Here is a 25,317-nt window from a genome sequence, read left to right on the forward strand (position 1 = left end):
TCCGTGAACCTCCGCATCTGCGGGAACCAGCAGGTTTCATGGCCGCCTTTTCCCGGCGAGCGATGCTGGCCGGCCACGTGAGAGAACCGTACGCTCGAAGTATGCCCCTGCCGCCTCTCGTCGAGCCAGTCGACGCTCTGAGTGACGCCGAGCGTCTGCGCACCGCGCGCCATCAGGTGCTGTCCGGTCTCGGCGAGATCGGCCAGCGTCGCCTGCGTGCCGCCCATGTCGCCGTCGTCGGGGCGGGCGGACTCGGCGCTCCGGTCGTGCTCGCACTCGCCGCGGCCGGAATCGGAACGCTGACGATCATCGACGACGACGACGTCGAGATCTCCAATCTGCAGCGCCAGATCATGCACCGCCGCAGCGACGTCGGCCGACCGAAAGTCGACAGCGCCGTCCGCGTCGCCGCCGACCTGTCACCCGAGACCGAGGTCAGACCGCTGCGGGCGCGGCTGGCATCCGACAACGCCGCAGACCTGCTCGCCGGAGCCGACCTGGTGATCGACGGCACCGACACGTTCGAGACGCGGCTGCTGGTCGCCGCCGCCGCCGAACGACTCGGCATCCCGCTCGTGTGGGGCGTGATCCAGGAGTTCGCCGCGCAGATCACCGTCTTCTGGTCGTCGCCGCCTGAGGGCACCGACGCCGTCGTGCTGAGCGATCTCTACCCCGAGGGGAGCGTGGGTGAACTGCCCACGTGCGCCGCGGTCGGGGTCTTCGGCGCGCTCTGCCTGCAGGCCGGATCGATCCTCGCGATGGAGGCGATCAAGCTGATCACCGGAATCGGCGACCCGCTGCTGGGGCGGGTGCTCGTCATCGACGCGCTGCGCGCCAAGAGCAGCGAGGTGCCGCTGCGCTCATCGCGGGTGCAGGCTTCTGTCGGACCCGAGCCACCGCCCTCGTTGCCGCACATCGCCGTCGCCGACCTCGGGCACGAGTCGGCCGCCGGTGCGATGCTGCTCGACGTGCGGGAGGATGCCGAGGTCGTCGCCGGCATGATCCCCGGTGCGACGCACGTGCCGCTGGCGCAGGTGCTCGCCGATCCGTCGGCGGTCGCACAGGGTCGCATCGTCGTGATCTGCCAGGCCGGTGTGCGCGCACGCCGTGCGGCCGAGACGCTGCGCGCCGTCGGTGCCGACGCCGTCGTGCTGGCGGGCGGCATGGATGCCTGGAACGAGGCGTCACAGAGCGGGGCGACCGCATGAGAACCGTCGAGGAGCAGCTCGAGATCGTCCTCGCTGAGGTGCGCCGGCGTCCGCCCGTCACCGTGCCGCTCGACGAGGCGCACGGGCTGACCCTGGCATCCGACGCGCGCGCGGTCAGCGCCGTACCCGTCTTCGACAACTCCGCCATGGACGGCTTCGCGGTGCGCTGGGCCGATGTCGCGGGCGCCGCACCCGAGCATCCGGTCACCCTGCGGGTCGTCGCCGACATCCCGGCCGGCAGCGCGCTCGACCCCGCGATCGCGCCGGGAGAGGCCGCGCGGATCATGACCGGGGCCCCGACCCCGACCGTCGCCGACGCGATCGTGCCCTTCGAAGACACCGCCGGCGGGCTGGCCGACTCGCTCGACACCGTGGTCGTGGAGCGATCGCCCAGCGCTCAGCACGCGCACATCCGCCGGGCCGGCGCCGACATCGCCGCCGACGCGGTCGTGCTCGCCGCGGGCACGCTGCTCGGGGCACGGCAGCTGGCGGCGCTGGCATCCGCCGGCATCGCGCGGGTCGACGTCGCCCCGCGACCACGCATCGCGATCGTCTCGACCGGATCCGAGCTCGTCGCCCCCGGCACGCCGCTGCAGCGCGGACAGATCCCCGAGTCGAACGGCATCCTGCTCGCGGGACTCGCCGCCGACGCCGGCGCCGAGATCGTGCTGCGCCGCGTCGTCGACGACGAGGGCGACGGTCCGGCCGAGGCCGTCGCCGACGCGAGGGAACGCGGTGCCGATGCCATCGTCTTCTCGGGCGGAGTCAGCGCTGGCGCCTACGAGGTCGTCAAGCAGAGCCTCGAAGACGCCATGGAGTTCACGAAGGTCGCGATGCAGCCCGGCAAGCCGCAGGGCTTCGGCGCGACCGGCGACGGGATGCTGCTGTTCGGCCTTCCCGGCAACCCCGTCAGCGCCGCCGTGTCGTTCGAGGTCTTCGTGCGACCGGCCCTGCTGCGCATGCAGGGACGCGACGCCATCCACCGACCTCGCCGGCACGTGTCCGCAGGGGTCGAGTGGCGCACCCCGCCCGGGCGGCGCCAGTACCTGCCCGCCGTGATCGACCGCACCGACCCCGCCCGCCCGGTCGTGCGCCCCGCGACCGCCGGCGGATCGGGCTCGCACCTCAGCGTGGGTCTCGGCGCCGCCGACGCGTACGCCATCGTCCCCGCCGAGACGGAGCGCGTCTCCGCCGGCGACCTCATCGAAGTCATGGAGCTGTGATGACCTTCACCCACCTGGATTCCGCCGGCAACGCACGCATGGTCGACGTGACCGAGAAGAAGCCGACCGTTCGCGCCGCCACCGCGCGCGGGTTCGTGCGCTGCGCGGCTGAGACAGTGGCTCTGCTGCGCGACGGGTCGGTGCCCAAGGGCGACGTGCTCGCGGTGTCGCGCATCGCCGGCATCCAGGCGGCCAAGCGCACTCCCGAGCTGCTGCCGCTCGCGCACGTCATCGGTGTGCACGGTGCGGTCGTCGATCTCGAGATCGAAGACGAGGGCGTCGCCATCGAGGCGACCGTGCGCACCGCCGACCGCACCGGCGTCGAGATGGAGGCGCTCACGGCCGTCTCGGTGGCCGCGCTGTCGGTGATCGACATGATCAAGGGCGTCGACAAGTCGGCCTCGATCGAGAATCTGCGCATCACCGCGAAGGAGGGCGGCCGCAGCGGATCATGGCGGCGGCCCGGAGAATGACCGCAACGACCATCGGCGCGATCCTGCTCGTCGGCGGGCGCTCGACGCGCATGGGCGGCGGTGCCAAGCCCCTGCTCGAGGTGGGCGGTCGGACGCTGCTCTCGCGCGCGATCGGCGCGATGACGGATGCCGGATGCGCGCCGATCATCGCCGTCGGGCCGCAGCTCGACTCCGACGCCCCGGTGCGGTGGGCGCGCGAGGATCCGCCGTTCTCTGGCCCAGCGGCAGGCATCGCCGCGGGGGTGTCTGCGCAGAGCGGCCACGGTGACGGCGATGCGCCGGAATGGACGCTCGTGCTCGCCGGTGACCTGCCGCATGTCGAGCGTGTGACCGCGCAGCTGACCGGGGCGGCGACCTCCGCACCGTCGGCCGCAGATGCGGTCGTGCTGAGCGCCGGTGGGCATCCGCAATGGCTCGCCGGCATCTACCGCACCGCGGCTCTGCGCGCTGCGGTGCGCGCCGCGGGGGATGAGCTCGCCGGCCTGGCGTGCCGCGCCCTGCTCGGCGGCCTCGATATAACGTGGCTGGCAGACGAAGATGGGATCACCGCCGACATCGACACCCCGGCGGACCTGGCGCGCATGCGCGCGGCATTCGAGGAGGAGACCGTGAGCGAATCATCCCGCACCCTGCCCCCCGAGGCGCTCGACGAGTGGGCGCTCGCCCTGCGCGAGCGGTTCGACCTCGATGCCGAAGACGTGCCGATCGGTCTCATCCTCGACCTCGCACGCGACGTCGCCAATGGCGTCGCACGGCCCGCCGCCCCGTTCAGCGCCTTCGTCGCCGGGCTGGTCGCGGGTCGTGCCGGCGGCACGCCGCAACAGGTTCGTGAGGCCGTCGCCGCCGTGGTCGAGCTGGCAGGCGACTGGAAGGAGCGCTGAGATGACGACGACGCAGACCACCACGGTGCGCTTCTTCGCCGCCGCGCAGGAGGCCGTCGGTCAGGATGCGCTGACGACGGATGCCGGAACGCTGGGGGCCCTCAGGCAGCAGCTGCTCGCCGAGCACCCGGCGCTCACGGGCATCCTGTCGCGCTGCGCGGTGCTCGTCGACGGCGCCCGAGTCGACGACGACTTCGCGCTCGCCGAGGCGAAGACGATCGACGTGCTGCCGCCGTTCGCGGGCGGGTGAACCGCGCGTCGGTCGCGCCGGCCTGGCGGCAGCGCCGGTCTCGGTCGGCAGTGCCGGGAGGTCAGCCGCCGATGCCCTTCCACGCGGTCGTGCCGTCGGCCTCGACCTGACGCTTCCACACCGGCAGCTCGCGCTTGATCGCCTCGATCACCTCGCGGCACACCGTGAACGCCGCATCCCGGTGCGACGAGGCCACGGCGATGACGACCGCCGCCTCTCCGACATCGAGACGCCCGATCCGGTGGCTGACGGCGACGACGGCATCCGTTCCCTCCGAGGCGACCTCGGCGATGCGGTGCAGGGTCTGCTCGGCATCCGGGTGAGAGGTGTACTCCAGCGCGACGACGGCATCCGCGGCATCCGGGTCGTGGTCGCGCACCCGGCCGACGAACGTCGTGACGGCGCCGGAGGTGGTGCTGTCGACGGCGGCGATGTGCTCGTCGAGCGACAGCGGCTGGTCTGAGATGCGCGCCAGGCGGACGGTCATCGGTGGTCCTCTCCATCGAGTTGGCTGAGCACGTGCCCGGCGACCGAGAGTACGACGGGCATGCCTTCGGCGACGGCCTTCGGCGAGCCGGGCAGGTTGACGATCAGGGTGTCGCCGACGACGCCGGCGAGGCCGCGGGTCAGCATCGACGCGGGGGTGGCGGCGAGGCCGGCGCGGCGCAGCTCTTCCACGATGCCGGGCAGCTGCCTCTCGATCACGCGCGCGGTGCCCTCGGGCGTCTCATCGCGCGGTGCGACCCCCGTGCCGCCGCTGGTGATGATGAGCCGGATGCCCGAATCGAGCAGCTCGCGCAGAGCATGCTCCACGGCATCCGCCCCGTCGGACACGATCGTCGCGTCATCGCAGTCGAAGCCCGCCTCACGCAGCGCGCTGACGGCGACGGGACCGGCCGAGTCGGGCCGTGCTCCGGCCGACGAGCGGTCGGAGACGGTGAGGACGGCGGCGGCGATCATGCCCTCCACACTATCCGCGACGCAGGCCGGGGCCGCGTGGGGGATTATTCACGGCCCGGTCCCACGTGCGCGGACCAGGGCTCTGCGAACATGGAAGCATGACCACCACTGCGGTCGCGTACGGGCCGATCTCCAGCTACTCGCGCGTGCGCATCCTGCACCTCGTGCAGCAGCGACCCGAGCGCACGATCGGCGAGCTGTGCGAGGCGACCGGTCTGCACGCGAACACCGTGCGCGAGCACCTGCAGCGGCTGATCGAGGGCGGCTACGTCATCCAGACGACCGAGCACCGCACCACCCGCGGGCGCCCCCGCACCCTCTACAGCGCCGCGACCGGAACCCCGGACGCGTCGAGCCCGATCGCCCGTGAGAAGGTCGCCGAGGCGGCGCGTCGCGGCGATGTGATGCGGCGCATCCTCGCCGAACCGGACTCCGAGCTGGGGCGCGAGGCCACCTATCAGCTCGACGCCCTCGTCGAGCACCTCGAGGAGAGCGGCTTCGAGCCGATCGTCGACGAGAGCCGGATGACCGTCGAGCTCACGCCGTGCCCGCACGCCGCGAGCTCTCCCGAGCACCGCCCGATGCTCTGCCAGGTGCACCTGGGGCTCATGCAGGGCGTGCTGACTCAGGCCGGCGGACCCATCGCCGCCGAGTGCGTGCAGGCCGCGCGGCGGCCCGAGGAGTGCACGGTTCAGCTGCGGCTCACGGCCTGATCCCGCCTGACGGACAGCTCAGCTGTACAGCGACTCGGTCGGCTCCATCACGATGCCGTGCGCCTCGAACGCCTGACGGCGCTCTTCGATGCGCCGGTGCATCTCGGCCTGAGCATCGGCGACGAGGGCGGCGGGCAGGGCGACGGATGCCGGATGCGGGTCGGCGTGGCCTGCTTCGAAGTACGCGTCGAGCTCGGGCCCTGAGGTCCACGAGCAGATGAGCGCGTAGCGCGGTTCGGGGCCGCGATGCCACACGGCATGCCAGAAGCGCTGGGTGTCGACGACGATACGAGAGCCCGCGGGCAGCGGCAGCCGGATCTCGGTCGACGGGTCGAAGCGGTCGGATCGCAGGATCAGCAGCGAGTCGGGGTCATCCGTCAGATTCAGCCAGGCGCGCACCACCCAGCCGGTGCCCTCGGTGTTGAGTCGGTTGTTGTCGTCCTGATGCAGGTTGTAGATGGCATCGGCATACGTGTTCGGCTGCAGCTCGATGACGCGGCAGCGACCCACGTTGGCGCCGGGCTCGAGCGCGCGCGCCTGCAGCGTCGGCGCCTTCGCGACCTGGGAGGGGATCCACACGCCGTCCTTGTCGGTGCGCGGGGGAGTGTGGTTCCAGAAGCCGTTGCACTCGACATCGCCGGCGTGGCTCGCGAGCGGCGCGAAGCGGGTGATGCCCGACGAGCGCCACCCGACGTACTCGAGGTCGCGCCACTCGACGGGATCGGCCGATTGGTCGTGGCGGTCGAGCACGACGTAGCCCGTCTCGCTCAGGGCAGGGGAGGTGAGGTATCCCATCGCGCGTCTCCGTTCCGGCATCCGCTCTCAGGTCGATCCTATTGCGAACGGTCATCCGGCGACTCGGGGACGGCCGGGCAGAAGCGCCGTCGCAGCCGATTCGGCTGCGGGTAGGGTGTCGCCATGATGCTGCAGGATGCTCTGGGCGACTTCGCCGCCCCCCTCGCTCCCTCCGAGAGCCTGCGCGAGCAGATCGAGAACCAGCTGTCGGCGCGCATCGTCGCCGGGGAGATCCCGCCGGGACATGTGCTGACCGTGCCACGTCTGGCGACTGACTTCGGAGTCAGCGCCACCCCGGTTCGCGAGGCGATGCTCAATCTCACGCGCCGCGGCTTCCTCAATCCCATCCGCAACCGCGGATTCGCGGTGACCGAGGTCTCTCAGGATGAGCTCAACGAGCTGTGCGAGGTGCGGATGCTGCTCGAGGCGCCGCCCATGCGTCGCATCGCAGGCACACTCGACGACGGCGTGGTCGCTGAGCTGCGTGCGCTGGCCGACCGCATCGTCGAGGCGGGCCGAGCGGGGCTGTTCGCGGAGTTCCTGGCCGCGGACACCGCATTCCACCTGCGAGTCCTCGCGCAGGCGGGCAACCGCGCACTGCTCGACATGGTGCGGGAGCTTCGCCAGCAGACGCGTCTGGTGGGGCTCGCCCACCTGGTGGAGTCCGACGCACTGATGCCCACCGCCCTCGAACACGCGCAGCTGGTGGATCTGCTGGTCGCCGGAGATGGCGAGGGGGCGGAGGCGCTGATGCGCCGGCATATCGGTCACGTCGGAGGCGTGTGGAGCGGACGCGACGAGCGCTGATCGATTGTTCTACGCGTCGCCGGTCACAGATTGATCTCGGTGATTCCTTTCTGGCCATCCGAGCAGTAATGTGTCACGTACTATCCGATGGCACATGCAATGAGGCATCCAGGAGGACCATCACATGAACACCCGCAATCCGCGTCTGCGACGCACGCTGTCCCTCGTCGCCGCCCTAGGCGCGATCATCATCACCGCCGGCTGCTCGGGCGGCCTCGGCGCCGGCGACGACGGGGGCGGTGACTCCGACGGGCCCATCAAGCTCGGAATGCTGGCGCCGTTCTCGGGCAGCGAATCCGCTTTCGGGGATTACATGAAGAACGGTGCGCAGCTCGCGATCGACGAGATCAACGCCGACGGCGGCATCGACGACCGAAAGCTCGAACTGGTGGTGGAGGACGACGCCTGCGACGCCACTGCCTCGGTCGCGGCCGCGAACAAGCTCGTCACCAACGGCGTGGTCGCCTCGGTCGGCGGCTACTGCTCGGGAGCCACCCTTCCCACGCTGCCGATCTTCGACGAGGCCGGCATCCCCATGGTCATCCCGGCAGCCAACTCGAACGAGCTCGTCAAGCAGCAGCTGCCCGGTGTGTTCCTCATCAACGGCACCGGCACACAGCAGGCCAAAGCCGCAGTGACGTACGCCCAGAAGATCGGCGCGAAGACCGTTGCGGCGATCGACGATGCAACGGCGTACTCCGCCGATCTCGCGGGATCGTTCGTCCAGCAGGCTGAAGAGGCGGGACTCACCGTCGCATTCGAGGCGACCGTGACTCCCGGCGAGAACGACTACTCGGCAGTGGCGACACAGCTCGCTTCGGCCAAGCCGGACCTCGTGTACTGGACGGGGTACTACCAGGAGGGTGGTCTGATCGTCCGCCAGGCCACCGACGCCGGCTACGAGGGCGCGTTCCTGGTGGGCGACGGATCGGTCGACGCGAAGTTCGCCGAGATCGCCGGCAAGGGCTACACCGACAAGGTCGTGGGAACGTTCACGCAGACGCCCGACATGATCCAGGGCGCCGACAAGTGGATCGCAGACTACGAGAAGCTCGCCGGCGGCAAGCCCGGCCCGTACTCCACCCAGTCGTACGATGCCGTGCGCGTGGTCGCCGAGGCGATCGACGAAGCCGACAGCACCGATTTCGACAAGGTCGTCGCGGCGCTCGAGGGGCTGAAGGACTTCAAGACCTTCGCGGGCCCGCTGACGTTCACCAAGGATCACACCCTCTCGGGCGGCGGCTTCGTGATCGTGGGCATCGATCCCGCGAGCGGCAGCTTCGTGCTCGAGGACGACCTCCAGGGATGAGATCGGCAGAGCGGGGCGGTGCGAGCCGCCCCGCTCGGCGGCGCCGACCCGCTCCCACCCGGCATCCGACCGGGACGCTTCCTTCCGCCCCTGACGAGCAAGGACATCCGCAGTGATGCAACTCATCTGGAACGGCCTCATCGTCGGCTCGTTCTACGCCCTCGTCGCGCTCGGCTACAGCATGGTCTACGGGATCATCAAGCTGCTGAACTTCGCGCACGGCGACATCTACATGCTCGGCGCATTCGCCGGCTTCGCGACCATGTCGGCATTCGGGATCTCGAACGAGTCGTCGATCCCGCTGCTGCTGGTCATCATGCTGCTGTCGATGGTGACCACGGGTCTCATCGGGGTCGGCATCGAGCGCATCGCCTACCGGCCGCTGCGAAAGAGCCCGAGACTGGCAGTGCTGATCACGGCCATCGGCGTCTCGTTCACTCTCGAGTACGCCGTGCGGCAGATCTTCGGCCCCAACCCCGAGGCCTTCCCGGTGCGGCTGGAGTCCTCGGGCTTCGATTTCGCGGGCATGCGGATCACGGCCGCGCAGATCGTGCTCGTGGTGATCGCGGCGGCGCTGATGCTCGTGCTCGCGCACATCGTCGAGCGCACCCGGCAGGGACGCGCGATGCGCGCGATCGCCCTCGACCCGCAGGGTGCGCAGCTGATGGGCATCAACGTCAATCGCGTGATCGCCACGGTCTTCTTCATCGGCTCGGCACTCGCCGGGGCGGCGGGCGTGATGGCCGGCGCCTACTACGGCTCGATCGACTTCCTGATGGGGTTCATCATCGGCCTGAAGGCGTTCACCGCGGCCGTCATCGGCGGCATCGGCAACCTCTACGGCGCCATGCTCGGCGGCCTGCTGCTCGGGCTGCTCGAGTCGTTCGGCTCGGCCTGGTTCGGCGGCGAATGGCGGGACGTCTTCTCGTTCGCCTTCCTCATCCTGTTCCTCACCTTCAAACCGACCGGGCTGCTCGGCGCCCGCGTCGTCGAGAGGATGTGACATGTCCCGCTCCGCATTCAGAGACGACGCCGCGCTGCGCGCCCCGTCGCCGCTGTTCGACCGCCCGGCTGCGCCGGCCGGCATCCTCTCGTCCAACACCGGCTTCCTGCGCGCGCTCGGCACGATCAGCGTCGTGCTGCTGCTCGTGCTGCCGTTCCTCGACGCGTCGCGGTACACGATGTCGATCGCGACGAGCGCGCTGATCTACATCATGCTGTGCATGGGCCTGAACGTCGTCGTCGGCTATGCCGGACTGCTCGACCTGGGCTACATCGCCTTCTTCGCCGTCGGCGCCTACACCTCCGGCATCTTCACGACGGTGCTCGGCTGGCCGATGTGGGCGGCGCTGCCGGCCACGGTGCTGGCGTGCATCATCGCCGGCATCATCATCGGCGCACCCACGCTGCGCCTGCGCAGCGACTACCTCGCGATCGTCACGCTCGGCTTCGGCGAGATCATCCGGATCACCGCGAACAACCTCGACATCACCGGCGGACCCTCCGGCATCCACGGAATCCCCACCTGGCGGTTCGGCGACTGGAGCTTCGCCGACGGCTTCACGCTGTTCGGGCTGGAGTTCCCGCAGCGCGTGGTGTTCTACTACTTCGTGGCCGCCGTGGTCGTGCTTGTGGGCGTGATCGGCGCCGGGCGCCTCGCCCGCGGCCGGCTCGGCAGGGCGTGGAAGGCCGTGCGCGACGATGAGGATGCCGCTGAGGCGATGGGCATCAACACCTACATCGCGAAGATCATGGCGTACATCATCGGCGCGGTCTGGGCCGGCGTCGCCGGGCAGCTCATGGCGACGCACCTGTCGGCGATCAGCCCGAACAGCTTCATGTTCCTGTACTCGGCGCTCATCCTCATGGCGGTCGTGCTCGGCGGCATGGGATCGACGCCCGGTGTGATCATCGGCGCGCTGTTCGTCTCGCTCGCCCCCGAGCTGCTGCGCGACTTCGCGGAATGGCGCTTCCTCATCTTCGGTGTGCTGCTGGTGGTGGTCATGCTGTTCCGCCCCTCCGGGCTGTGGCCGGCGACCGCGGTCCTGCCGTGGTTGAAGAAGCGCAGGCCGGTGCCGCCGGCGACCGCAGGGTTCATGGCGGTGCCGCCGACCGCCAACGAGGACCTCGAGACCGTGGAAGGCGAGGAGAGCCGATGAGCGCGCTGCTGGAGGTCAAGGACCTGCGCCTGCAGTTCGGCGGCGTGAAGGCCGTCGACGGGCTGAGCTTCTCGGTCGAGGCGGGGGAGATCCTCGCGGTGATCGGGCCAAACGGCGCCGGCAAGACCAGTGCATTCAACTGCATCTCGGCGTTCTACCTGCCCACATCCGGATCCGTGGTCTTCGACGGCAAGGACATCGTGCGTGAGGCGCCTGGGATCTTTCGCACCCTGCGCCTGGTCGACCTGCTGCAGAGTTTCGGCTTCTACCGCGTGCTGCCCTCGCGTGTGACGAAGTGGGGGATGGCGCGCACGTTCCAGAACCTGCGGCTGTTCCGCGAGCTCAGCGTGCTCGACAACGTTAAGACGGCCATGCACGCCAACCTGCGCGAAGGGTTCTGGTCGACGCTGCTGCACACGCCGGGGTACCGGCGTGCCGAGGCGGAGTGCGCCGAGCAGGCCCGAGGATGGCTGGACTTCGTCGGATTCACCGGCGACGAGAACCTCTACGTCACGCAGCTGCCCTACGGCGAGCAGCGCCGCGTCGAGATCGCTCGCGCCCTCGCCACCGGGCCGAAGCTGCTGCTGCTGGACGAACCGGCCGCCGGACTGAACTTCAACGAGAAGCAGGGCCTGATGCAGCTGATCCGCCGCATCCGCGACCTCGGCGTCGCCGTCGTGCTGATCGAGCACGACATGGGCCTGATCATGGAGCTCGCCGAGCGCATCGTGGTGCTCAACTACGGCAAGGAGATCGCGGTGGGCACGCCCGAGCAGATCAAGCACGATCCGGTGGTCATCGAGGCGTACCTCGGCGTCGAAGACGAGGCACTCGACGACACCAAGCTGCAGACCGGCACCGTGAACCTCTCATCGCTCGATCCTGCCCGACCGGGCCGCACCCGCAAGGAGGGCCGGTCGTGAGCACGCTGACAGTCGATGCGGCCGACGTCTACTACGGTCGCGTGCACGCCCTGCGAGGTCTGAGCTTCGAGGTGCAGGAGGGTGAGATCGTCTGCCTGCTGGGCAACAACGGCGCCGGCAAGTCGACGACGATGAACATGCTCTCGGGGCTCGTGCGCCCGAAGTCGGGCGTCGTGCGCTGGGGTGAGATGGATCTCGCCACAGCCAAGCCCTGGGACATCGTCGCGGCCGGGCTCATCCACGTGCCCGAGGGTCGACGCATCTTCTCGACCATGACCGTGCACGAGAACCTGCTGCTGGGCGGATACACCGTGCGCGACGCGAAGCTCATCGGCCAGCGTGTCGAGCAGGTGTACGCGCTGATGCCACGGCTGGCCGAGCGGCGCCGTCAACAGGGCGGCACCCTCTCCGGCGGCGAGCAGCAGATGGTCGCGATCGGACGCGCGATCATCGGCGGACCGAAGCTGCTGCTGCTCGACGAGCCGTCGATGGGGCTCGCGCCCCTGGTGGTCAAGCAGGTCATGGAGACGATCCAGGCGGTCAACGCCCAGGGCACCACGGTGCTGCTGGTCGAGCAGAACGCCCGCGCGGCGCTGAGGATCGCCGACCGCGCGTACGTCGTCGAAAGCGGTCAGGCCACGCTATCGGGTCCGGCGGCGGAACTCGCGGCGGATGCCCGGGTGATCGACGCCTATCTCGGGGGCTGATAAGGCCTGTGAGCATGTGACATTGCACTAAGCTGGTCGAGGAGGTGTGATCGATGCGGATCATCGTGATCGGAGCCGGCGCGGTTGGCGCCGCCTGCGCGCTGAGCCTGACCGAGGCCGGCGCCGAGGTGACGGTGCTCGACCGCACCGGGGTGGCCGGTGAGACTTCGAGTCGCTGCGAGGGCAACATCCTCGTCTCGGACAAGCAGCCGGGAGCCGAAGCGGTCATGGCCGTCGAAGCCAACCGGGCGTGGCGCGAGCTCGCCGAACGGCTCGACGCGGAGCGCGTGCCCGGTCAGCCGGCGACCGAGTTCGAGGCGAAGGGCGGGATCGTCGTCGCATTCGCCCCCGGGGCGGAGGCGCTGCAGGGCTTCGCCGCCGCGCAGCGCGAGATGGGCATCCGGGCCGACGTGCTCGATGCCGCGGCGCTGCGCGCCGCCGAGCCGCATCTCGCCCCCGAGGTCGCCGTCGGCGTGCACTACCCCGACGACGCCCAGGTGCAGCCCAGTCTCGCCGCGCAGGCCATGCTCGCCCGGGCACGCCACCTCGGGGCGCAGCTGCACGTGACAGAGGTCACCGGCGCGGTCGTCGAAGCCGGACGGGTGCGTGGTGTGCGCACTCCGACCGGGCGCATCGACGCTGACGCCGTGGTGAACTGCGCGGGGCCGTGGGCAGGGGAGATCGCCGCGCTGTTCGGCGCCGAGCTCGACATCCGCCCGCGTCGCGGCACGATCCTGGTGACCACCGCGATGCCGCAGCGCGTGTTCCACAAGGTGTACGACGCCGACTATGTGGGCGCGGTCGGGTCTGCGGATGCCGCGCTGCAGACGTCGACCGTGGTCGAATCCACCCCCGCCGGCACGGTGCTGATCGGCTCGAGCCGCGAGCGCGTCGGATTCTCGGAGGACGGGCTGCTCGCGCCGCTCGCCGAGATCGCCGCGAAGGCGAGCCGGCTGTTCCCCTTCCTGCGCGACACCATGCTGCTGCGCACCTACTTCGGCTTCCGCCCGTACGCACCCGACCACCTGCCGGCGATCGGTGCGGACGCGCGCGTGCAGGGACTGTTCCACGCGGCCGGTCACGAGGGCGCCGGCATCGGCCTGGCGCCCACGACCGGGGCGCTCATCGCGCACGCCGTGCTCGGCGTCCCGGCGCCCTTGGACCCGACGCCCTTCCTGCCCTCGCGCACCACTCTGCAGGGAGCCGCGGCATGACCGTACAGATCCGATTCGACGGGGAGTCGCTCGAAGGACGCGACGGCCAGAGCATCGCAGGCGTGCTGCTTGCGCACGGGCACCGCACCTGGCGTACCGCCGAGGGCGGCGAACGCGGCATCTTCTGCGGTATCGGGGTCTGTCAGGACTGCGTGCTCACCGTCAACGGCGTCGAGGGCGTCCGCGCCTGTCAGCGCACCGCCTGCGACGGCGACGTGATCGAGAGGGAGATTCGCGCATGAATGCCAGCGCACCCCGGGTGATGGTCATCGGTGCCGGCCCAGCCGGTCTGGCAGCAGCGGCCGCCGCCGCGGATGCCGGCGCCGACGTGGTGATCGTCGACGAGGGCGAGCGCGTGGGCGGCCAGTTCTGGCGTCATCATCCCACCCTCACCGACCAGCGCCTCCAGCATCAGCGCCGTCGCTTCACCGATCTGCGTGATCGCCTGCGCGATGTTCGGGTGATCTCGTCGGCGAGCGTATGGCGCGTCGAGGCGGGCCCGCCGCTGCGCGCGCACGTGCTGATCGGCCCCGCCGACGCGGCGGACCGACGCGCGGAGACCATCGAGGCTGATTCGGTCATCGTCGCCACCGGCGCGCACGATCGCGTCCTGCCCGTGCCGGGGTGGACGCTTCCCGGCGTCACCTCCGCCGGCGCCGCGCAGGCACTGGCCAAACGCGACGGGCTCGCACCGGGTGCGCGCACCGTGGTCGCCGGCGCCGGCCCGTTCCTGCTGCCGGTCGCGCAGAGCGTCGCGCTGATGGGCGGCGAGGTCGCCGAGGTCGTCGAGGCGACCGAAGCAGGACGGATGCTGCGCGGCTGGGGCGCTCGTGCATGGGAGCTCACCGCCGCCACCGCCAAGGCCGGAGAGCTCGGCTCGTATCTTGTCTCGCTGGCGCGGCACCGCACGCCGTACCGCTTCGGCAGCGCGGTCACCCGCATCCACGGGGGCGCCGCGGTGGAGGCGGTCACCGTGCAGCGGATCGACGCCGACTGGCATCCGATCGCGGGGACCGAGCGGACCGCCGAGTGCGACTCGGTCGCCCTCGGACACGGATTCACCCCGCGGCTCGAGGCGGCGATCCAGTTCGGCTGCGAGATCGGCGCCGACCGCTTCGTGCACGTCGGCGACGACCAGGGCACCAGCGTCGCCGGCGTCTACGCCGCGGGCGAGATCACCGGGATCGGCGGTGCAGATGCCGCGCTCGCCGAGGGCGAGATCGCCGGACTCGCCGCCGCCGGGGTGCCCGACACGGACGCCCGCTGGCGGGCGCCGCTCGCCGCTCGGAGACGGATGCGGGCGTTCGCCGTCCGCCTGGACGTGCACCGCATCGGGCGGGGATGGACGAGCTGGCTCGAGGGCGACACCATCATCTGTCGCTGCGAAAGTGTGCCGAAGGCGCGCATCGACGAGTACTCTGCGGCTTCGTCGCGCGCCATGCGCCTGTCCACCCGCGCCGGACTGGGCGCCTGCCAGGGCCGCACCTGCGGTCGCAGCGTGGAGGATGTGCTGGGGACGCGCTTCGACATCGATCGACGTCCCGTGCTGTCGTCGGTGCGGATCGGCGAGCTCGCCGCCATCGCCGACACGAAGGCCACAATCACAGGAGGTAGCTGATGCGCGCGCGTCGAACGATCCAGGCCGTGGACTCGCACACCGAGGGGATGCCGACACGCGTCGTCACCGGCGGGGTGGGACGCATCCCCGGCGCGACGATGAACGACCGCCGCCTGTACGCGATGGAGCACCTCGACGGGCTGCGCGGCTTCCTCATGAATGAGCCGCGCGGTCACGCCGCCATGTCCGGTGTGCTGCTGCAGCCGCCGGCGCGAGACGACGCCGACTGGGGCATCGTGTTCATCGAGGCATCCGGGTTCCTGCCGATGTGCGGCCACGGCACCATCGGGGCGGCGACGGTGCTCGTCGAGACGGGCATGGTCGAGGTCACCGAGCCGGTCACCGAGATCCGCCTCGACGTCCCCGCCGGCCTGGTCATCGCGCGGGTGCGCGTGGAGGACGGCCGGGCCGTCGACGTCACCATCGAGAACGTGCCGAGCTTCGTCGACCGCCTCGACGAGCGCATCGACGTGCCGGGCATCGGCGAGATCAGCTACTCGGTCGCGTTCGGCGGCAACTACTACGCGCTCGTCGACCTCGAGCAGGTGGGGCTGCCCTTCGACCGCGCCCGGCAGGACGACATCCTCGCCGCTGGACTCGCGATCATGGATGCCATCAACACCCAGGCCCCGCCCGTGCATCCGGTGCTGCGCGGCGCCGACCACGTGCACCACGTCGAGTTCATCGCCCCCGGCTCGGATGCCGTGCGATCCCGTCATGCGATGGCGATCCACCCGGGCTGGTTCGACCGCTCGCCCTGCGGCACCGGCACCAGCGCCCGCATGGCCGAGCTGCACGCGAGAGGCGAGCTCGACCTGAACGTGCCGTTCGTGAACGAGTCGTTCATCGGCACCGAGTTCACCGGCACGCTGGTGGCCGAGACGCGCGTGGGAGACCGCCCCGCGGTGGTGCCCACCATCACCGGACGCGCATGGGTGACCGGACTCGGGCAGTACCTGCTCGATCCCGACGATCCGTTCCCCGAGGGGTTCGTGTTCTGACCGCAGCGCGGACACCGCAGACAGACATCGAAACGAGGAGAGAACAGTGACAGAGAAGCCCATCGACGCCGTCGCCGCCGCCGCGGCCGCCGCCGCCCGCCCGTTCGCCCGCACCAGCCCCCGCGAGCGCGGTGCAGCCCTGGTCGCGGTCGCCGAGGCGCTCGAGGCCGCAGCGCCCGAACTCATCGAGATCGCGATGCGCGAGACCGGCCTCACCGAGGCGCGGCTGGCCGGCGAGCTGCGACGCACGGCCTGGCAGCTGCGCCTGTTCGCCGACACCATCGTCGACGGCGGCTACCTCGACGTGCGCATCGACGCAGCCGACCCCGACTACGTCATCGGTCCGCGACCGGACCTGCGCCGGATGCTGGAGCCGGTCGGCCCGGTGCTGAACTTCGCCGCATCGAACTTCCCGTTCGCGTTCTCGGTCGCGGGCGGCGACTCGGCCGCCGCACTCGCGGCGGGATGCCCCGTGGTGGTGAAGGCGCATTCCGGGCATCCGGAGCTGTCGCGGCGCACCGCCGAGATCGTCGTCGCGGCCCTCGAGGGCGCGGGGATGCCCGAGGGGACCTTCCTGCTGATCAGCGGGCAGGAGAACGGCGTCGCGCTGCTGAAGGACGACCGCATCCGCGCCGGGGCGTTCACCGGGTCGACGCACGTCGGCCGCATGCTGGCCGACATCGCAGCATCCCGGCCGGTGCCGATCCCGTTCTTCGGCGAGCTGGGCAGCGTGAACCCGGTCTATGCGACCTACGCCGATTCCGCGCTGCTCGAGGCGTTCGTCACCTCGGTGTCGGGCTCGGCGGGGCAGCTGTGCACCAAGCCAGGGTTCCTGTTCGTGCCGGAGGGGTCGGATCTGGGTGCGGTGACGGATGCCGCGGGCGCCGTCGACGAGCACCGGCTGCTGAACCCGGGCATCGGGCGCGCGTTCTCGCAGCGTCGTGACGACGTGCTGGGCGCGGACGGGGTGACCGTGCTGTCGGAGGGCGAGGTGCGCACGGATGACGCCGGGCAGACCTACGCGACCCCGACCGTGGTGACCGTCGGCGCCGACACCCTGATGGCGAATCGCGAGGCCTTGCTCGAGGAGTCGTTCGGACCGCTGTCGGTGATCGTGCAGTACAGCGACCGGGATGCGCTGCCGCAGCTGCACGTCGAGCTGTTCCCCGGCAACCTCACCTCGACCCTGCACGCCCGCGCCGACGAGCTCTCCGACGGCTCGCTCGCCCCGCTGGTCGACGCACTCGCACAGACGAGCGGACGCGTGCTGTTCGGCGGGTGGCCCACCGGCGTCTCGGTCACGCCCGCCATGCAGCACGGCGGCCCGTACCCGGCGACCACGACCGATGCCACCAGCGTCGGCACCGCGGCGATCACCCGCTTCCTGCGCGGCGTGGCCTACCAGGGTGCCCCGCAGGAGCTGCTGCCCGCACCGCTGCGCGACGACAACCCGTGGAATGTGCCGCAGCAGCGCAGCGAGGCCGGTCGCTCGCACGAGTGGGGCTCATTCGCCCGCTGACCCGACCGGCTGGTCTCGCCTCTCAGCTGAGACCCGCCTTACGCCGAGACCCCCACGTGTGCGCAGGCGCACGTGGGGGTCTCGGCCTTGGATGGGGGGTGTCGCTGAACCATGGCTGTCGACGGCTGCGTGGTCAGACGCGGACGCCGGAGCGGATGACGCCGAGGCGTGCGTCCTCGCGCCACAGCGTCGAGGGATCGGCGAGCGGGTCGGATGCCAGCAGCACGGCGTCACCGTACGCGCCGGGTCGCAGGTGTCCCAGCGCGGCATCCCCGATCAGCTCGGCGTTCACGACGGTCATGGACTGCAGGGTCCGCGCGGCGCCGCTGGCCTCGACCTGCAGACGCACTCCGGCGAGCTGGTCGTCTTCCAGGTCACCCATCAGGTCGCTGCCGAAGCCGACCCGCACGCCGGCGGCGTGGGCGAGCCGTACGGCATCCTGCCCCTTCGTGAGCACCTCGGCGTTCTTCGCGAGCGAGACGGCGTTCAGCCCGATCTCGGCGCCGCGGCGGTCCATCGCGTCGTACGCGGCCAGGGTGGGCACGAGGAAAGCACCCGCCTCGGCCATCATCACGGCAGTCGCCTCATCGATCAGGTTGCCGTGCTCGATCGAGCGGATGCCGGCGCGCACGGCATGCTGCACGGCCTCCGACGAGTACGCGTGCGCGGCGACGTAACTGCCCCGGCGGGTGGCCTCGTCGACCACGGCGCGCAGCTCGTCGACCGAGTACTGCGGGACGCGGATCGGGTCGGTCAGCGAGAACACCCCGCCCGAGGCCATCACCTTGATCGCGTGGGCGCCGGTGCGCAGCCGCTCACGTACGGCGACGCGCAGGGCGTCGACGCCGTCGACGACCTCGCACATGTGCCCGTGCGAGAAGCACACGTCCACGTGGGCCGCGCGCGGATCGCCGTGCCCGCCGGTCTGGCTCAGCGCCGGGCCGGTGAAGTGGTACCGAGGGGAGGGGAAGAGTCCGGCGCCGATCGCCTGCGCGAGCCCGATGTCGCCGCCCGCGACGTCGCGCACCGTGGTGAAGCCGCGCTGCAGCGCGCGGGTGAGCCGTCGGGCGCCGTTGAGGGCGGCGTAGCTGAGCGGGCCCCGCTCGTTCTCGAAGCCGTCCATACTCGTGGCGTAGGCGTGGAAGTGCGCATCGATGAGTCCGGGGACGACCCAGAGGCCGGCGCCGTCGACCACGTCGGCGTCGGGTTGCGGGTGCTCGCACACCCTGCCCTCGGCGATGTGCAGGTCGCGGCGCTCGAAGCGCTCGCCGTCCCAGACCTGGGCGCCGGAGATCGTCAGGGGTGCTGCGGGTGCGGACATGCTCATGTCTCCTCGGTTCTCTCGGTCAGCGCAGGCTGAAGCCGTCGGCGACGGGGTCGTTCTCGTCGAGTTCGAACGTGCAGGTGCCGACCCGGTGCGCCATGCCGCGCACTTCGGGGATGACCCCCTCTGTCGTGCGCTCGGCGACGCGCGCGAGGAAGCGGGTGCCGATGATCGAGTCGTGGGTGAGCGTCTCGTCGTCGGCCAGCTCTCCGGTCGCCGCGAGCAGCGCCACTCGCGCCGCAGTGCCCGAGCCGCACGGGCTGCGGTCGACCTCACCGTCGGCGAACACGGTCACGTTGCGCTGGTGGGGACCCGCGTCGGTGCGCCCGAGATCGTCGAACAGGATTGTGCCGTAGACCCCCGAAAGACGGGCGTCGTCGAGCTGCGCGGCCGGATGCTCGTTGAGCGCCCACTTGATCTCGCGGCCGATCGCGATGAGATCGGTGGTGTGCTGCGGGGTGACCTCGAGCGCGACGGCCGAGGCGGGTAGGGTCGCGTAGACCGCGCCGCCGAAGACGAGGTCGACCTCGACGTCGCCGCGTGAGGTGCGCAGCGGGATGCCGCGGGCGAGCACCCGGGATTCGACGTTGCGGAAGACGATCTCGTCGATGCGCCCTGCGCTCTGACGCACCAGCGCCTGCACCCGTCCGCTCGGAACGTCGATCGTCACCGCCGTCTCGCCGTCGGGGTCGGACGGGACTCGGCCGGTGCGCACCGCCCAGGCGCCGAGGGCGATCGTGCCGTGTCCGCACGCCGTCGAGAAGCCGTCCTTGTGCCAGAACAGCACCCCGAAGTCGGCGCCCGCGTCGTCGGGCGGGGTGATGAACCCGCCGTACATGTCGTCGTGGCCGCGAGGCTCGAGGCAGAGGAACCGCCGGATGGCATCCGCACCACCGCTGATCGCCTCGACGCGGCGCTCGGCGACCGTGTCGCCGCGCGTGGGCACGCCCTCGACGATGCGGAACGGCTCGCCGGCGGTGTGCCAGTCCTCCGTGGTCCACTGCATGCGTTCTCCTCCGATGCTCGAGCGGTTCCGTGTTCGGCGCTCAGACGGCCAGCCGGGCGACGGCGAGATCCTGCCACCCCATGCCGCAGGTCTTCACGATCCGCGGGCGGTCGGTCGCAGCGGTGGTCGCGCCGGTGAACAGCTCGTGCATCGTCACGACGTCGTCGAGGCGCAGCATCCCCGCCTCGACGGCGACGATCACGTCACCGGCCTCGGATGCCGCGACCCGACGGCTCTCCACGACGACCTGCGATCGCCCGACGAGCGCCGGGTCGAGCTCGGTGCGGTCGGGCTCGTGCGAGCCTATCGCGACGATCGTCGCGTCGTCGCGCACCGACGCGGAGGGGAACAGGGGAGCGGATGCCGTGGTCGCGCACACGATGAGGTCGGCGGCCGCGATGTCGTCGAAGGTGCCTGCGCGCATGTCGGCGTCGGGTGCGTAGGAGCGGGAGGCCTCGACGGCGGATGCCGCGCGCCCGGCATCCCGCCCGATGATGCGCACCGAGCGCAGCGGGCGGATCGCCGCGAATGCCTCGACGTGACGGATCGACTGCGGCCCGGTGCCGATGACGACGAGGTCGCCGGCGGTCTCGCTGGCAAGCACGTCCGCGCAGGCGGCGGACACCGCCGGGGTGCGCAGGCTCGTCAGCGCGGTGCCGTCGAGGATGGCGGTGGGGGCGAGGGTCTGGCCGTCTACGAGGATGTAGACGCCCTGGATGCGCTCGAGACCCCGCTCGGGGTTACCGGGCGCGACCGTGGCGAACTTCTGCCCCACGGCGCCGCCCGCTGCGGCGGGCATGAGCAGCAGCTGCCCGTTGGGGACGTCGAGGATCTGCCGAGCGAGGTCGTGCTCGGGGTCGAAACCGTCTCGCAGCGTGCTCTGCACGGCCGCGATGGCGGCGGGCATGCTGACCCGCTCGGCGAGCAGCTGTGCGTTGACCAGGGCGAGATCGGCGATGACGTCGGGCATGCTCCCAATCTAGGTTCAAATCAGTAATATGTCACGCGCTATCGATGTTGATCGCCGGTGTCGCTGTCGATTCGCGCAGCGGTGGCGTATGTCGTAAGCTGGACGACGGTGACGTGTCCGAGCGGCCGAAGGTGCAACTCTCGAAAAGTTGTGTAGGGTAACCCCCTACCGTGGGTTCAAATCCCACCGTCACCGCCATGGAAACCCCCGAGAAATCGGGGGTTTTCGCGTATCTAGACACCGCGTGGTGCATCCTTGGTGCATATTCCGGACGTCGATGGAAACTTCGCGGGGATCTGGCGCTCTTAGAGTCCGGTAGGTCTTGGACGACACGAGCCTCTAAGTGCGGTAGCGCGCTTAAGGGGGAGGACCGCTCATCAAGGTTCGAGTGTGTCAGCCGTATGCTCGCGGGATGGTTCGGCGACGCCCAGACAAGCTGATCCCAACGTCTCAGTTCAGGTTCCCGTGCGCGCGGCTCTCCGTCGCGTTCCCTCGCTCCACTCCGCACCAGAGGCAGGAACGGCGGCGCAGAGGATCCATCCATCCGCTGTCGCTTCCGACTGCAGCTGCCCTCCCTGGTGGATGAGGCGCTGGCGGGCGCGCACGAGGCCCCGTCCGGTGCCGCCGATCGCTCCTTTGGCCAGCGGTGTCGAGACGTTCGTCACGACGAGCTCGACGGTGCCGGGCTGACGAAGGACCTCCACGCTCGCGGAGCGCGAGTTCGGGGCGTGCTTGAGGATGTTGGTGACGGCCTCTATCGCGGCCTCCGTGAGTGCTCGATCCGCAGCGGGCGTCGCACCGAGCGGAATGCGAGGCGTGGACACGCGTGTCGGGATGCGGGCATCCTTCAGCAAGTCTCCGAGCGATGCCACCACCTCTACGAGGTCGCCCGCATACCGTGTCGGTCTTGCCTCTGTGACCTCCGGGCGGGTCTCACGAATCAACGACAGCAGCGATTGGACGCTCTGCAACGCCTTCTCGGCAGAGTCCTCGATGGTCGAGAGGGACACCTGCCGTGCCGCCTCGTCTGGCTGCCGCGGCAGTGCGCGGGCGTGGAACAGCACGAGCGTGAGATCGTGCGCGATCCCGTCGTGCAGCTCATCGGCGATCCGCTCCTGTTCCTCCCGTGCCAACGTCTCAAGATCGCTCATCACGCGGGCACGTTCCGAGGCGAAGATCGCCTCCCGTGCTGAGACGAGCCGAAAGGTGAGACCTGCGAGGAACGCGATCATCGCGATGCCGGCGACCCCGAAGACACCGCCGTCGGTGAGGGATGAGCCGTTGAGGGCGATGTCCGCGGTGAGCATGCCGAGAACCAGGACGTGGATCACGATCCCCCAGGGTGCGCATGTCGCTGCCACCAGTCCCAGCGCGATGGCCAGCTCGAGAAGATCGCCGGCGCTGCCGGTCAGCACCGCACCGAGGCTGCAGATGACCATGACCATGAACGCTGCGGTCAGTGGGTGCCACGCGAAGGCTGCGATGGCGGCATAGAGCATCAGCGCAAGCAGGTCCGCACGTGCGAAGCGTCCGGCTGCGACGATGAAGCCGACAGCGATGCACACCAGGACGCTCACGACGACGATGAGCAGAATCCGGGCGATCGGGTGCAGGGAACGCTGCTGCCAGAACTCTCTGGAAGCGAGCATGCGGCGCAGAGACGTCCGTCCCGGGTCGGAGAGCGTCAGCTCAGCACCGGCGCGAGGACGATCGCGCTGTTCAGGCACAAATCCCCATCACCTTGCACAGCCAGTCGCCGAGGTCCGCATTCGCTCCAGCAGCCAGTCGGACGAACGATGCGATGCCGTACATGGTCGAGGTGGGCATGGTGACTCCTCACGGTCAGGACGCGAGCCGACGCCTGCCCGAGCGGGCGGCGTCGTCCCGGAACATGGATGTTCCTACACACTACGTCGCACCTCCCCAGGGCCCGAGAACCATAGCCCTGGGGCTACAGATCCGCCGTCGCCCGCGCGATAGCGTGTTGAGGTGAGTGAAGCGGTGCGCGTTCTCGTCGTCGACGATGAGGCCCTGGTGCGCCACGCCCTTCGCGCATTCGTCGCTGACGACGTACGGGTCACCCTCGTGGGAGAAGCCCAAGACGGCTCCGAGGTCGTCGAGGCCTGCCGGCAGTCTCAGCCGGATGTGGTGCTGATGGACATCAAGATGCCCGAGATCAGCGGCGTCGAGGCCACCCGTCGTGTCCTGGAGTGGAACCCGCGCTGCCGCATAGTCGCGCTGACGACGTTCACCACCGAGTGGCGCGCCCTCGAGGTGCTACATGCCGGTGCCTGCGGATACCTGGTGAAGAACTCCACCCCGGAACAGATCATCGATGCCATCGTCGCCGCCCACGCCGGCGACCGCGTCGTCTCGCCAGAAGTGCAAGAGCGATTCGTGCGCGCCGCGATCGATTCCGGCGACGGACGCTTCACCGATGGCCCGGCGCTCAGTGACCGAGAGCGGCAGGTCATCGAGCTGATCGCGAAGGGCATGTCCAACTCTGAGATCGCGGACGAGCTCCACTACGCCGAGAGCACGGTGAAGGCCGACATCCGGCGCATCAATCAGCTGTGGGGCGTCGAGAACCGCCTGCAGATTGTTCTGCGTGCCACCGAGCTCGGGATCATCAGCCTCTGACCCCACGGTAAGCAATTCATAGCCCCAGCGCTATGGACCCGTTTCGCGCCTTATCGCGCTCATAGGTTGAGAGTGCGGTTCGACCACCGAATCGCGAAGAGACGGAGGAACAACGATGAAGTTCAAAACCGCTGTACTCGGGGTCGTGGCGGCGCTTGCGCTCGGAACTATAGCCGCGCCTGCGCAAGCGTCGGAGCCGCTGCCGGACGATTCGATGTTCTTCTCCTCAAAAGACCTCGATGCGATGTCACCGAATGGTGGGGCCGCTCTGGACCCCGACGTGTTTCTCCACGGGCTGGAGGAGCTCGAAGCCTCGCCTGTGGAGCGGAACGAGATCACCGAGGACGGCCACACGTTCTATCAATACGTCGTCCCCGAAGGCTCGCTGACGCTGCCGAGCGCCGCTGATGTCCGCGCAGCGATCGACGCAGATGCGTCGGCACCCTCGTCCGCGCCGAGCGACGTGATCACACCTTTCCTTGAGGTTCGCTTCTCCGGCATCAAGATGGCGGTCGGCTTCAACACTGTCGACCAGCAGGCTCTCGCTGCAGGAGGTGGGGCTGCGGTCGCCGCAGCTCTGTGTCTGATCCCGGGGGTCGGCTGGGCCGCCTGCACAGTCATCGGGATCGTCGTCGGTGTTGCCACCACCTACCTCGTCGCGAACGGGATCTGCAGCGGTGGCCGCACCCTCTGGTGGTACGACGTCAAGGGCGGATCTGTGATCAACTGTCGTTCAACCGCACCGTTCTGACTAGGAACCGGAAAGAGGTAAGCCCATGCGATCTTGGCTGATCTTCATAGGAAGCGTCGTCGCGGCCCTAGTTGTCCTCGCGCTGCTGGCGACTAGCTTTCCCTCAGGATCTTCGATCATCTTCCTCATAGGCACTCCGATTGTCGTTGTCGGCGCAGGCTTGGGGGCGAAGCTCGTCCAGCGCAGGAACAGAGCCTTGCGGGGAGAAAGCCTCTAGCTGTTGGCAATCCAGCCCGTCGACGCAAGAAAGGTCACAGAAATACCCACGGACAACCCGTATATGACCTTCGGCCTGAGGCTCGGCGTCCTCGGCAAGAGGATCGGCGTCGGCCTGGCGATCCCGAGCTTCATCGTCGAAGTCGGAACCACGATGGGCGCGGCTCTGTCGTCCTCCGGCACGATCGCACTCATCGCGTTCGTCGTACTCTCCGTGGTGCTCAGCGTCGCCACGCGACGCCAGAAGCCGATCGGTGGGCACGCCTGATCACCGAGACACGAAAGAGGGGCTCGGATTTCGGGCCCCCCTTTCGTGTGCCTTAGCGAACGACATCGCGGTGAAGGTGCAGCCCTGGGGCTAGAAGCGGACGCTGGGCCTTGGTCGACCGCCGGCAGCCAGACACGATGGACGCAAGATTCCCGGCGACGAACCCGCTCCAGCCCGAGCAGAGAGACCAAGATGCCCCGAACCCTCGCACAACACCTGACGGTGTCGCTCCCGCTCGTCGGCGTCGCCTTCCTGCTGGCCTCAATGCTCCTCCCGGTCCAGTTCGCGGCCGCCGCGTGGGCGCTCGCGATGATCGTGTTCCTCACGGCGCTCGCCTGTGCGCTCTACGGCCAGTGGCAGCGCCGCATAGACTGAACCGATC

Annotated in this window: 28 protein-coding genes and 1 tRNA gene; 22 read left to right on the plus strand and 7 right to left on the minus strand. The window is 69.8% G+C overall.

What is annotated here, in order from left to right; translation table 11 throughout:
• The first annotated feature begins 101 nt into the window (after positions 1–101).
• The 5 genes from PGB26_RS05785 to PGB26_RS05805 are packed head-to-tail and all read left to right on the plus strand — an operon-like array spanning position 102 to position 4,035.
• Complete coding sequence (locus tag PGB26_RS05785; protein ID WP_271639387.1) at positions 102–1,208, plus strand: ThiF family adenylyltransferase; 1,107 nt, start codon at positions 102–104, stop codon at positions 1,206–1,208.
• The gene (locus PGB26_RS05790; protein ID WP_271639388.1) at positions 1,205–2,431 is read left to right on the plus strand and encodes a molybdopterin molybdotransferase MoeA; all 1,227 of its coding nucleotides are present in this window, start codon (positions 1,205–1,207) and stop codon (positions 2,429–2,431) included. Before PGB26_RS05785 ends, PGB26_RS05790 begins: the two co-directional genes overlap by 4 nt.
• Positions 2,431–2,904 carry a cyclic pyranopterin monophosphate synthase MoaC gene (gene moaC, locus PGB26_RS05795; protein ID WP_271639389.1) on the plus strand — a complete coding sequence of 158 codons (474 nt, stop codon included), beginning with the start codon at positions 2,431–2,433 and terminating at the stop codon, positions 2,902–2,904. The genes PGB26_RS05790 and moaC overlap by 1 nt, the downstream gene beginning before the upstream one ends.
• Positions 2,901–3,785, plus strand: a complete 885-nt coding sequence (locus tag PGB26_RS05800) for an NTP transferase domain-containing protein (protein ID WP_271639390.1) — start codon at positions 2,901–2,903, stop codon at positions 3,783–3,785. Before moaC ends, PGB26_RS05800 begins: the two co-directional genes overlap by 4 nt.
• Before the next feature lies 1 nt (position 3,786).
• Entirely contained in the window at positions 3,787–4,035 is a 249-nt protein-coding gene (locus PGB26_RS05805) for a MoaD/ThiS family protein (RefSeq protein ID WP_271639391.1), read from the plus strand.
• A gap of 61 nt (positions 4,036–4,096) precedes the next feature.
• Here the strand turns inward: PGB26_RS05805 and PGB26_RS05810 are convergent, their stop codons facing one another.
• Both PGB26_RS05810 and PGB26_RS05815 read right to left on the minus strand, forming a co-directional pair.
• Positions 4,097–4,522 carry a molybdenum cofactor biosynthesis protein MoaE gene (locus tag PGB26_RS05810; protein ID WP_271639392.1) on the minus strand — a complete coding sequence of 142 codons (426 nt, stop codon included), beginning with the start codon at positions 4,520–4,522 and terminating at the stop codon, positions 4,097–4,099.
• A complete protein-coding gene (locus PGB26_RS05815; protein WP_271639393.1) occupies positions 4,519–4,995 on the minus strand; it encodes a MogA/MoaB family molybdenum cofactor biosynthesis protein in 477 nt (158 codons plus the stop codon). The genes PGB26_RS05810 and PGB26_RS05815 overlap by 4 nt, the downstream gene beginning before the upstream one ends.
• A 98-nt stretch (positions 4,996–5,093) precedes the next feature.
• On the opposite strand from PGB26_RS05815, the gene PGB26_RS05820 reads away from it, so the two are divergent.
• A complete protein-coding gene (locus tag PGB26_RS05820; RefSeq protein WP_271639394.1) occupies positions 5,094–5,708 on the plus strand; it encodes a helix-turn-helix transcriptional regulator in 615 nt (204 codons plus the stop codon).
• Positions 5,709–5,726: 18 nt separating this feature from the next.
• Here PGB26_RS05820 and PGB26_RS05825 read toward each other — a convergent pair whose 3' ends face one another.
• On the minus strand, positions 5,727–6,503 hold the full coding sequence (locus PGB26_RS05825) for a hypothetical protein (protein WP_271639395.1): 777 nt from the start codon (positions 6,501–6,503) through the stop codon (positions 5,727–5,729).
• A 123-nt stretch (positions 6,504–6,626) separates the two neighbouring features.
• Between PGB26_RS05825 and PGB26_RS05830 the strand changes: the two genes are divergently transcribed.
• From PGB26_RS05830 to PGB26_RS05880, 11 genes are all read left to right on the plus strand, one after another.
• Complete coding sequence (locus PGB26_RS05830) at positions 6,627–7,310, plus strand: GntR family transcriptional regulator (RefSeq protein ID WP_271639396.1); 684 nt, start codon at positions 6,627–6,629, stop codon at positions 7,308–7,310.
• Positions 7,311–7,434: 124 nt separating this feature from the next.
• Positions 7,435–8,619: a branched-chain amino acid ABC transporter substrate-binding protein gene (locus PGB26_RS05835; protein ID WP_271639397.1), complete on the plus strand. Its 1,185-nt coding sequence runs from the start codon at positions 7,435–7,437 to the stop codon at positions 8,617–8,619.
• A gap of 115 nt (positions 8,620–8,734) precedes the next feature.
• Positions 8,735–9,622: a branched-chain amino acid ABC transporter permease gene (locus PGB26_RS05840; protein ID WP_271639610.1), complete on the plus strand. Its 888-nt coding sequence runs from the start codon at positions 8,735–8,737 to the stop codon at positions 9,620–9,622.
• A 1-nt stretch (position 9,623) separates the two neighbouring features.
• Positions 9,624–10,778 carry a branched-chain amino acid ABC transporter permease gene (locus PGB26_RS05845; protein ID WP_271639398.1) on the plus strand — a complete coding sequence of 385 codons (1,155 nt, stop codon included), beginning with the start codon at positions 9,624–9,626 and terminating at the stop codon, positions 10,776–10,778.
• A complete protein-coding gene (locus PGB26_RS05850; protein ID WP_271639399.1) occupies positions 10,775–11,701 on the plus strand; it encodes an ABC transporter ATP-binding protein in 927 nt (308 codons plus the stop codon). Before PGB26_RS05845 ends, PGB26_RS05850 begins: the two co-directional genes overlap by 4 nt.
• Entirely contained in the window at positions 11,698–12,408 is a 711-nt protein-coding gene (locus PGB26_RS05855; RefSeq protein ID WP_271639400.1) for an ABC transporter ATP-binding protein, read from the plus strand. The genes PGB26_RS05850 and PGB26_RS05855 overlap by 4 nt, the downstream gene beginning before the upstream one ends.
• A 53-nt stretch (positions 12,409–12,461) precedes the next feature.
• Positions 12,462–13,622: an NAD(P)/FAD-dependent oxidoreductase gene (locus tag PGB26_RS05860; protein WP_271639401.1), complete on the plus strand. Its 1,161-nt coding sequence runs from the start codon at positions 12,462–12,464 to the stop codon at positions 13,620–13,622.
• On the plus strand, positions 13,619–13,864 hold the full coding sequence (locus tag PGB26_RS05865) for a (2Fe-2S)-binding protein (RefSeq protein WP_271639402.1): 246 nt from the start codon (positions 13,619–13,621) through the stop codon (positions 13,862–13,864). Before PGB26_RS05860 ends, PGB26_RS05865 begins: the two co-directional genes overlap by 4 nt.
• Positions 13,861–15,240 carry an FAD-dependent oxidoreductase gene (locus PGB26_RS05870; RefSeq protein WP_271639403.1) on the plus strand — a complete coding sequence of 460 codons (1,380 nt, stop codon included), beginning with the start codon at positions 13,861–13,863 and terminating at the stop codon, positions 15,238–15,240. Before PGB26_RS05865 ends, PGB26_RS05870 begins: the two co-directional genes overlap by 4 nt.
• Positions 15,240–16,241, plus strand: a complete 1,002-nt coding sequence (locus tag PGB26_RS05875) for a proline racemase family protein (protein ID WP_271639404.1) — start codon at positions 15,240–15,242, stop codon at positions 16,239–16,241. The genes PGB26_RS05870 and PGB26_RS05875 overlap by 1 nt, the downstream gene beginning before the upstream one ends.
• Positions 16,242–16,287: 46 nt before the next feature.
• Positions 16,288–17,760 (plus strand): aldehyde dehydrogenase (NADP(+)), encoded by a 1,473-nt coding sequence (locus tag PGB26_RS05880; RefSeq protein WP_271639405.1) that lies wholly within the window; start codon positions 16,288–16,290, stop codon positions 17,758–17,760.
• A gap of 133 nt (positions 17,761–17,893) precedes the next feature.
• On the opposite strand, the gene PGB26_RS05885 is transcribed toward PGB26_RS05880, so the two are convergent.
• The 3 genes from PGB26_RS05885 to PGB26_RS05895 are packed head-to-tail and all read right to left on the minus strand — an operon-like array spanning position 17,894 to position 21,060.
• On the minus strand, positions 17,894–19,081 hold the full coding sequence (locus PGB26_RS05885) for a metal-dependent hydrolase family protein (RefSeq protein WP_271639406.1): 1,188 nt from the start codon (positions 19,079–19,081) through the stop codon (positions 17,894–17,896).
• A 25-nt stretch (positions 19,082–19,106) separates the two neighbouring features.
• Positions 19,107–20,090 (minus strand): proline racemase family protein, encoded by a 984-nt coding sequence (locus PGB26_RS05890; protein WP_271639407.1) that lies wholly within the window; start codon positions 20,088–20,090, stop codon positions 19,107–19,109.
• 40 nt (positions 20,091–20,130) lie between these two features.
• Positions 20,131–21,060 (minus strand): ornithine cyclodeaminase family protein, encoded by a 930-nt coding sequence (locus PGB26_RS05895; RefSeq protein ID WP_271639408.1) that lies wholly within the window; start codon positions 21,058–21,060, stop codon positions 20,131–20,133.
• 107 nt (positions 21,061–21,167) lie between these two features.
• Here PGB26_RS05895 and PGB26_RS05900 point away from each other — a divergent pair.
• Positions 21,168–21,258: transfer RNA gene (locus PGB26_RS05900), tRNA-Ser, on the plus strand.
• 257 nt (positions 21,259–21,515) lie between these two features.
• Here PGB26_RS05900 and PGB26_RS05905 read toward each other — a convergent pair.
• Positions 21,516–22,709: a sensor histidine kinase gene (locus PGB26_RS05905; protein WP_271639409.1), complete on the minus strand. Its 1,194-nt coding sequence runs from the start codon at positions 22,707–22,709 to the stop codon at positions 21,516–21,518.
• A 340-nt stretch (positions 22,710–23,049) separates the two neighbouring features.
• On the opposite strand from PGB26_RS05905, the gene PGB26_RS05910 reads away from it, so the two are divergent.
• The 4 genes from PGB26_RS05910 to PGB26_RS05925 all read left to right on the plus strand — a co-directional run bounded on the left by PGB26_RS05910 (position 23,050) and on the right by PGB26_RS05925 (position 25,310).
• Positions 23,050–23,700, plus strand: coding sequence for a response regulator transcription factor (locus PGB26_RS05910; protein WP_271639410.1), 651 nt, complete (start codon positions 23,050–23,052; stop codon positions 23,698–23,700).
• Between the two features lie 115 nt (positions 23,701–23,815).
• Positions 23,816–24,451, plus strand: coding sequence for a hypothetical protein (locus PGB26_RS05915; RefSeq protein WP_271639411.1), 636 nt, complete (start codon positions 23,816–23,818; stop codon positions 24,449–24,451).
• Between the two features lie 280 nt (positions 24,452–24,731).
• The gene (locus PGB26_RS05920; RefSeq protein ID WP_271639412.1) at positions 24,732–24,935 is read left to right on the plus strand and encodes a hypothetical protein; all 204 of its coding nucleotides are present in this window, start codon (positions 24,732–24,734) and stop codon (positions 24,933–24,935) included.
• Between the two features lie 192 nt (positions 24,936–25,127).
• Positions 25,128–25,310, plus strand: coding sequence for a hypothetical protein (locus tag PGB26_RS05925; protein ID WP_271639413.1), 183 nt, complete (start codon positions 25,128–25,130; stop codon positions 25,308–25,310).
• Positions 25,311–25,317: the final 7 nt, after the last annotated feature.

Origin of the sequence: Microbacterium sp. nov. GSS16 (assembly GCF_028198145.1) — a bacterium.
Classification (GTDB): domain Bacteria; phylum Actinomycetota; class Actinomycetes; order Actinomycetales; family Microbacteriaceae; genus Microbacterium.

Coding starts and splice junctions, on each gene's coding strand:
- PGB26_RS05920 (WP_271639412.1), top strand. CDS start 24,732: ATGACCTTCGGCCTGAGGCTCGGCGTCCTCGGCAAGAGGATCGGCGTC.
- PGB26_RS05785 (WP_271639387.1), top strand. CDS start 102: ATGCCCCTGCCGCCTCTCGTCGAGCCAGTCGACGCTCTGAGTGACGCC.
- PGB26_RS05895 (WP_271639408.1), bottom strand. CDS start 21,060: ATGCCCGACGTCATCGCCGATCTCGCCCTGGTCAACGCACAGCTGCTC.
- PGB26_RS05835 (WP_271639397.1), top strand. CDS start 7,435: ATGAACACCCGCAATCCGCGTCTGCGACGCACGCTGTCCCTCGTCGCC.
- PGB26_RS05850 (WP_271639399.1), top strand. CDS start 10,775: ATGAGCGCGCTGCTGGAGGTCAAGGACCTGCGCCTGCAGTTCGGCGGC.
- PGB26_RS05805 (WP_271639391.1), top strand. CDS start 3,787: ATGACGACGACGCAGACCACCACGGTGCGCTTCTTCGCCGCCGCGCAG.
- PGB26_RS05870 (WP_271639403.1), top strand. CDS start 13,861: ATGAATGCCAGCGCACCCCGGGTGATGGTCATCGGTGCCGGCCCAGCC.
- PGB26_RS05820 (WP_271639394.1), top strand. CDS start 5,094: ATGACCACCACTGCGGTCGCGTACGGGCCGATCTCCAGCTACTCGCGC.
- PGB26_RS05840 (WP_271639610.1), top strand. CDS start 8,735: ATGCAACTCATCTGGAACGGCCTCATCGTCGGCTCGTTCTACGCCCTC.
- PGB26_RS05915 (WP_271639411.1), top strand. CDS start 23,816: ATGAAGTTCAAAACCGCTGTACTCGGGGTCGTGGCGGCGCTTGCGCTC.
- moaC (WP_271639389.1), top strand. CDS start 2,431: ATGACCTTCACCCACCTGGATTCCGCCGGCAACGCACGCATGGTCGAC.
- PGB26_RS05860 (WP_271639401.1), top strand. CDS start 12,462: ATGCGGATCATCGTGATCGGAGCCGGCGCGGTTGGCGCCGCCTGCGCG.
- PGB26_RS05800 (WP_271639390.1), top strand. CDS start 2,901: ATGACCGCAACGACCATCGGCGCGATCCTGCTCGTCGGCGGGCGCTCG.
- PGB26_RS05825 (WP_271639395.1), bottom strand. CDS start 6,503: ATGGGATACCTCACCTCCCCTGCCCTGAGCGAGACGGGCTACGTCGTG.
- PGB26_RS05830 (WP_271639396.1), top strand. CDS start 6,627: ATGATGCTGCAGGATGCTCTGGGCGACTTCGCCGCCCCCCTCGCTCCC.
- PGB26_RS05890 (WP_271639407.1), bottom strand. CDS start 20,090: ATGCAGTGGACCACGGAGGACTGGCACACCGCCGGCGAGCCGTTCCGC.
- PGB26_RS05845 (WP_271639398.1), top strand. CDS start 9,624: ATGTCCCGCTCCGCATTCAGAGACGACGCCGCGCTGCGCGCCCCGTCG.
- PGB26_RS05865 (WP_271639402.1), top strand. CDS start 13,619: ATGACCGTACAGATCCGATTCGACGGGGAGTCGCTCGAAGGACGCGAC.
- PGB26_RS05790 (WP_271639388.1), top strand. CDS start 1,205: ATGAGAACCGTCGAGGAGCAGCTCGAGATCGTCCTCGCTGAGGTGCGC.
- PGB26_RS05810 (WP_271639392.1), bottom strand. CDS start 4,522: ATGACCGTCCGCCTGGCGCGCATCTCAGACCAGCCGCTGTCGCTCGAC.
- PGB26_RS05815 (WP_271639393.1), bottom strand. CDS start 4,995: ATGATCGCCGCCGCCGTCCTCACCGTCTCCGACCGCTCGTCGGCCGGA.
- PGB26_RS05905 (WP_271639409.1), bottom strand. CDS start 22,709: ATGCTCGCTTCCAGAGAGTTCTGGCAGCAGCGTTCCCTGCACCCGATC.
- PGB26_RS05875 (WP_271639404.1), top strand. CDS start 15,240: ATGCGCGCGCGTCGAACGATCCAGGCCGTGGACTCGCACACCGAGGGG.
- PGB26_RS05925 (WP_271639413.1), top strand. CDS start 25,128: ATGCCCCGAACCCTCGCACAACACCTGACGGTGTCGCTCCCGCTCGTC.
- PGB26_RS05885 (WP_271639406.1), bottom strand. CDS start 19,081: ATGTCCGCACCCGCAGCACCCCTGACGATCTCCGGCGCCCAGGTCTGG.